3 protein-coding genes are annotated in these 6,444 nt (G+C 31.0%); all 3 read left to right on the top strand.

The genetic code is table 11. The features are described 5' to 3' along the window. Nucleotides 1-59 precede the first annotated feature (59 nt). Genes gyrB through rlmN form a run of 3 tightly spaced genes read left to right on the top strand, consistent with a single transcriptional unit; the run spans nt 60 to nt 4,309 of the window. Nucleotides 60-2,645 (top strand): DNA topoisomerase (ATP-hydrolyzing) subunit B, encoded by a 2,586-nt coding sequence (gyrB, locus tag ACQCX0_RS05345; protein ID WP_462563134.1) that lies wholly within the window; start codon nt 60-62, stop codon nt 2,643-2,645. Nucleotides 2,646-2,650: 5 nt separating this feature from the next. Beyond that, nucleotides 2,651-3,169, top strand: coding sequence for a hypothetical protein (locus ACQCX0_RS05340; protein ID WP_462563133.1), 519 nt, complete (start codon nt 2,651-2,653; stop codon nt 3,167-3,169). A 27-nt stretch (nt 3,170-3,196) separates the two neighbouring features. Continuing rightward, complete coding sequence (rlmN, locus tag ACQCX0_RS05335) at nt 3,197-4,309, top strand: dual-specificity RNA methyltransferase RlmN (RefSeq protein ID WP_462563135.1); 1,113 nt, start codon at nt 3,197-3,199, stop codon at nt 4,307-4,309. Nucleotides 4,310-6,444 lie beyond the last annotated feature (2,135 nt).

Below are 6,444 nucleotides of genomic sequence, written 5' to 3'. Positions count from 1 at the left end.
ATATAAATTATAAATACCAATAATCTATAATCGATCAGCGTATATTAAAAAGGAATTTTATGGATAGTGCAAAAAATAATTATGACTCTTCGTCAATTAAAGTTTTAAAAGGCTTAGAAGCAGTTAGAAGGAGACCGGGAATGTATATCGGTGATACTGATGATGGCTCTGGGTTGCATCATATGGTACAGGAAGTAGTAGATAATTCGATTGATGAGGCCTTGGCAGGGCATTGTGATACAATAACTATAACTCTTAATCGTGACGGTACCTGTACGGTAGTTGATAATGGCAGGGGAATTCCTGTAGATATTCATGAAGGAGAAGGGATTTCCGCAGCAGAAGTAATTATGACACAATTACATGCCGGTGGCAAATTTGACCAAGATTCTTATAAAATTTCAGGAGGATTACATGGGGTAGGGGTATCAGTGGTTAATGCACTTTCAGATTTTTTAGATTTACATATTTGGAAAAATGGCAAAGAATACTTTATAAAATTTCAGACAGGGGTTAGTGTAGCTCCTCTAAAAATAATTGGAGATGCTCCAATAGTAAACGGGAAACCTATAGGCGGAACTAAAATAACTTTTTTACCTTCCCTAGGAACTTTTAGCCAAATTAATTTTGACTTTAAAACTATTGAGAGAAGGATTAGGGAATTAGCTTTTTTAAATTCAGGGATTAAAATAGAACTCATAGATAAAAGACCTAGTGAAGAACTGGTTGAGGTTATGTATTATGAGGGAGGTTTAGTTGAATTTGTAAAATATTTAGACAAATCAAAAACTTCATTGGTAAAAGATATAGTTAGTTTTAAGGTAGAAAAAGAACATATAATCGTAGAAGCAGCTTTGCATTGGAATGAGAGTTATCATGAAAATACACTATGTTTTACCAACAATATTCCTCAAAAAGATGGTGGAACCCATTTAGCAGGCTTTCGTTCGTCTTTAACCAGAACTGTTCAAAATTACTTACAGGCTCAAAATTTACAAAAAAAAGCTAAAATAGAAATTAGCGGTGAAGATGCTAGAGAGGGCTTAACTTGTGTGCTATCGGTAAAGGTACCTGATCCTAAATTTTCTTCTCAAACTAAAGATAAATTAGTGTCATCTGAAGTAAGACCTGTGGTAGAAAGTGCAGTTTCTGAGAAAATAGCTACTTTCTTTGAAAAAAATCCTAAAGAAGCTAAAATTATTATTAATAAAATTATAGAGTCCGCCTCTGCCCGTGATGCAGCTCGTAAAGCAAGAGAATTAACTAGAAAGAAGACATCTTTAGATCCTGCAAACTTACCTGGTAAATTAGCTAGTTGTTCTGAAAAAGATCCCAGTTTATGTGAATTATTAATAGTAGAGGGGGACTCAGCGGGTGGTTCTGCTAAACAAGGACGTAATCGTAAAGTTCAAGCGGTATTACCTTTAAGGGGAAAGATTCTTAATGTAGAGAGATCAAGATTTGATAAAATTTTATCTTCTGCGGAAATTGGCACTCTAATTACGGCACTGGGTACCGGAATTGGTAAAGATGAATTTGATATTGAAAAATGCCGTTATCATAAAATTATTATTATGACCGATGCGGATGTTGATGGGAGTCATATTAGAACCTTATTATTAACTTTTTTATATCGTCAGATGCCGGTTTTAATTGAGAAAGGTTATATTTATATAGCACAACCGCCCTTATATAAAACTAAAAGAGGTAATTCTGAAGTCTATCATAAAGATCAGGTTGCTTTAGACAATTTCTTATTTGATGTCTCATTAGATGAAGGAGCAGTTTTAACCACTGCACAAGGTAATCAAATTATGGGGCAGGATTTACGAGGTATTACGGAATTAGCTATAAAATCTGAGAAATTAACCAAGAGTTTAGCTAAAGAAATTAATGCACAAATTATTGAAGCTATGGCAATTGTTGGTATTCTAGATGTAAATCTCTTAAATAATTTAGAATTATTAGAGCAAAGGTGTAAAGAGCTTGCTATTAAGCTTAATACTTTAGAAAAACCTTTTGAAGACACTTGGGAAGTATTAATTAAAACTCAAACTATTGGGCAACAAATTACTCAATCTAAAGATTCTAAAAACCTTTATATAGAGAATGTTGATGATAAAAAATTAGAAGACTTATTCTCTACAAGAGAGGTTCAATCCGGAGACATTCAAAGTAGTGAAACTCAAATTAAAGAGTATAATATATTAGGGTATAGTATTATTAGAGAATTAAGAGGGGTAAGAGAGGAATATGTTGTTACCAAAAAAATGATTAGCTCTCAGGATGCGGTAAGTTTAAATAAATTATCTCAAGAATTACAAACTTATTTCTTAGAGACCGGTTCTTTAAAATTAAAAGAGGTTAGCAATAGAGTTTTCGGTCCCTTATCTTTAATTAAACATATTCAGGAAAATGCTAAAAAAGGTATTTACCTTCAAAGATATAAAGGATTAGGGGAAATGAACCCAGAACAACTTTGGGAAACCACCTTAGATCCGGAATCTCGTTCTTTATTACAAGTAAAAGCCGAATATTTAGAGAAAATAGATGAAGTATTTTCAACATTAATGGGAGATGTGGTAGAACCAAGACGAGAATTTATTCAAAGAAATGCTTTAAATGTTCATAACTTAGATATATAAATTAAATGTATAAAAATATACAGTTTAATAAATTTATAAAAATTTTTAGCTTATTTATGTTAAGTATAGTGTTGAGTGCTTGTTTTATTAATAGTGCTGATAAAAAACAGATGGCGGTCTATGATAATTGGCGAGTGTTTAAAGAAAAAAACGTTTGTTATGCAGTATCTTTCCCGGTGCAGTCTATCGGTAATTATAAAGAACGCAATTTATACTATTTAATGGTAGTAGTAAATCCTAATGATGCTGAGCTTAATAAAGAAATTTTAATTTATGGCGGAAAAGAATATAAAGATGCATCAGAGGCAGTATTTGTAATTAATGATAATAGATATTCCGTAAAAACGTATGGTAATGAGAGTTATACCGAAGATGAAGCTGAAGCTGATAGGATTATTCAAGCAATGCTAGAAAATAATGAATTTAAAGTTATACAGCAGTTTGAGCATTCAGAAGTTAATGACACCTATTCTTTGGCTGGGTTTAAAAAAGCGTATCAAAAACTGCACAGAGTTTGTAAATAGTAATACAGGTTAAGAAAAATTATGTAAATAAAACAAAGTAGTACTAATTTAATTGCTAAAAGGTATGAAGCATTAGTAATAGAAATGCAATCATTAGGAGAACCTGCCTTTATGGCAAAACAATTATGGAATTTTCTTTATATAAGAGGCCATAAAGAGTTTAGCAAGATGACTTCTCTAAGTAAAAGTTTAAGAGCTAAACTAAAGCAGACTTATAGTTTAGAGAGACCAAGCATTGTTAAAGAACAAAAAGCAAATGATGGTACTCATAAACTATTACTATCATTACACGATAAAAAGGAGATTGAAGCCGTTTATATTCCTACGATTGAACGGGGTACTATTTGTGTGTCTTCTCAGGTGGGTTGCAATATGGGTTGTACTTTCTGCCATACAGGTGCTCAAAAAATGGTAAGAAATCTTACTGCTGCAGAAATAGTAGGGCAGGTATTATTATTTAAAGATATGTATAATGATTATAAAACTGAAAATAGGGAACATAATCAAAATAACCCTGATAAAAGACTAATTAGTAATATTGTATTTATGGGTATGGGGGAACTTTTACAGAATTATAAAGAAGTGTTACAGGCAATGAAGATTTTGAATCACCATGAGGGATTAGCAATTTCCAAACGTAAAATTACTTTGTCAACCTGTGGAATTCTACCTAATATTGCTAAACTTGCTAAAGATTTACCGGTAAATTTAGCTATTAGCTTACATGCACCTAATAATGCTTTAAGAGATACAATTATGCCGATTAATAAAAAATATCCTGTGAAAGAATTAATTGAGGTTTGTAACAATTATTATAATTCATCAAATGCTAAAAGAATAACTTTTGAATATGTAATGTTAAAAGGGGTTAATGATACTCCGGAGCATGCTAGAGATTTGGCAAAATTAGCTAAGAGAGTGCCTTCAAAATTTAACTTAATACCGTTCCATAGTTGGGATGGTTGTGATTTTGAATGTTCCAGTCCTGAAGTTATTAAAGATTTTGCAGAGTTCTTACGAGAAAAAGGTTATACTGCCACAGTACGAGAAACCAGAGGTAATGATATTTTAGTTGCTTGCGGGCAATTAAAATCTCAAACTGCAAGAATTCCTAAAACACTTAATCCCCTAGAGCTTTAGACATTTTCTGAGTAAGTTTTTTAAATCTTTTACTAAAAAACTTTAGTGATTTTATTATTGGCAAATCTTAAACATATTGTGTACCAGTTGTAGTACAAAAAATTACATGGTAAGAAGTATGATTCTAATGGTGCAAAAATATATTCAATGTATAAGCTCTTCTAATGTTATGCTAATAATTTATATTAAGTATGTGAAAATAATATAGAATATGCTTGCTACTAAAGCTTAATAGAGTATTATATTTGTTAAAAAGCATAAACTATTAATAATAGTATAAGAGATAATTTTAAAAGAGAAGGTATCAAAATTATTTATCTTGGTACTAGCTACATCAAACACAGTAATAACTTCCATATTTATATCTACTACTATTAAAGTTTTACCATTTTCTGAGCAATTCTTGCGTAGATTACACAAGCATTATTTAAAAGGTAAAGTAAATCCGCTTTTTCGCTATTAATATTGATTTTTACTTCTCTATTTTTTCCTTTTTTAAAAATATAAACTCAAAACTTCTATTTTTTCATATACATATAGTTATATCATCATGGGATTAAGGATATTTATAAGTATATTTTTTACCTAAGCTAATTAAATAAGAATATTATAAAGGATTAAAATAATAATGCTGTATATAGTAATGTAACTAGTAGTCTTATATTTAGTATGGACTGTTATGTTTTTAATTCTTTTATGGCAAAATAGAAAATGTTTTTGCATTTTTATGAAAATAAATATAGTATCTTTACAAGAAGTAATATTATTAAAAGATATACAGGGATAATTTTTATAATGAATAATTTAAAAAATAATTTTGCTGAAGTAGCAATTCCATATGCCACAAATATCAAAACCTTAATTAAAGAAAATAGTAATATTGTAGTTGATGAAATTACTTTAGGACAACTCTACGGCGGATTAAGAGATGTTATTGCTATGGTAACGGAAACCTCCTTGCTAGATGCAAATATAGGAGTTAAGTTTAGGGGTATGTTAATTAGTGATATCTACAAAAATATGCCTATATCCAATTTAAATAGTAAAGAACCTCTGCCTGAAGTTTTATTTATTTTATTATTATTAGGAAGAATCCCTACACAAGATGAGGTAAGTAATTTAACTATGGATTGGCAGAAAAGATGTGTTATTCCCGGACATGTGTATGATGTTATTAATATACTCCCTAAAAATACCCATCCTATGGTACAATTTACTACAGCAATTTCTGCTATGGCAACAGAATCTCTGTTTAGTAAGGTGTATTTAGATGGTATACCTAAAAATAAGTATTGGGAATATATCTATGAAGATGCTATGAATATTATAGCAATCTTACCAAAGCTAATTTCATATCTATATAATCATAATTATAAAAATTCTAAACATATAGAGCCTAATTCTTCCTTAGATTGGGCAGGTAATTTAGCTCATATGTTAGGTGATAAAGATAATTCTCCTAATTCAGAATTAAAAGAATTTTTTCGTTTGTATATGACAATACATAGTGATCATGAGGGTGGAAATGGTTCTGCCAATACTTGTCATGTGGTTGGGTCTACCTTGGCTAATCCTTATGGTTCTTATGCTGCTGCCATGCAGAGTTTATCAGGACCCTTACATGGCTTGGCAAGTCAAACTTCCTTAGAATGGTTACAAAAATTACTGACTCATTACAATAATAAACAACCTAAAAAAGAACAAATTGCTGAATATATACAAGAAGTTTGTAATAAGGGTATGGTAGTACCTGGATACGGACATGCGGTTTTAAGACAAACTGACCCCCGCTTTATAGCATTTATGGAGTTTGCAAAAAAATACAGGCTTACAAGTCCTCTTTTAAATACCGTATGGAATGTTTACAATGTTGCTCCGGAAATTTTAGGTAGTATTGCTAAGATTAAAAATCCGTATCCGAATATAGATGCTCATTCCGGTGCAATTTTACATTATTTTGGGTTTACGGAAACTGCTTTTTATACGGTGTTCTTCGGGGCAGCCAGAGCATTAGGGGTGTTATCTCAACAAATATGGGATAAAGTTTTTTTACATCCCTTACACAGACCAAAATCTGTAACCTCAGAATGGGTCAAAGAAAATATACTTAAGATCGGAAGAGCGGTTCAGCAGGA

It is taken from the genome of Candidatus Hepatincolaceae symbiont of Strigamia maritima, assembly GCF_055505085.1.
Note: the sequence above shows the minus strand (reverse complement) of the source record. Positions and strands in the feature narration are given on the sequence as shown.

Excerpts from the sequence above, each read along its gene's own strand:
- gyrB (WP_462563134.1), top strand. The coding sequence starts at position 60 with ATGGATAGTGCAAAAAATAATTATGACTCTTCGTCAATTAAAGTTTTA.
- ACQCX0_RS05340 (WP_462563133.1), top strand. The coding sequence starts at position 2,651 with ATGTATAAAAATATACAGTTTAATAAATTTATAAAAATTTTTAGCTTA.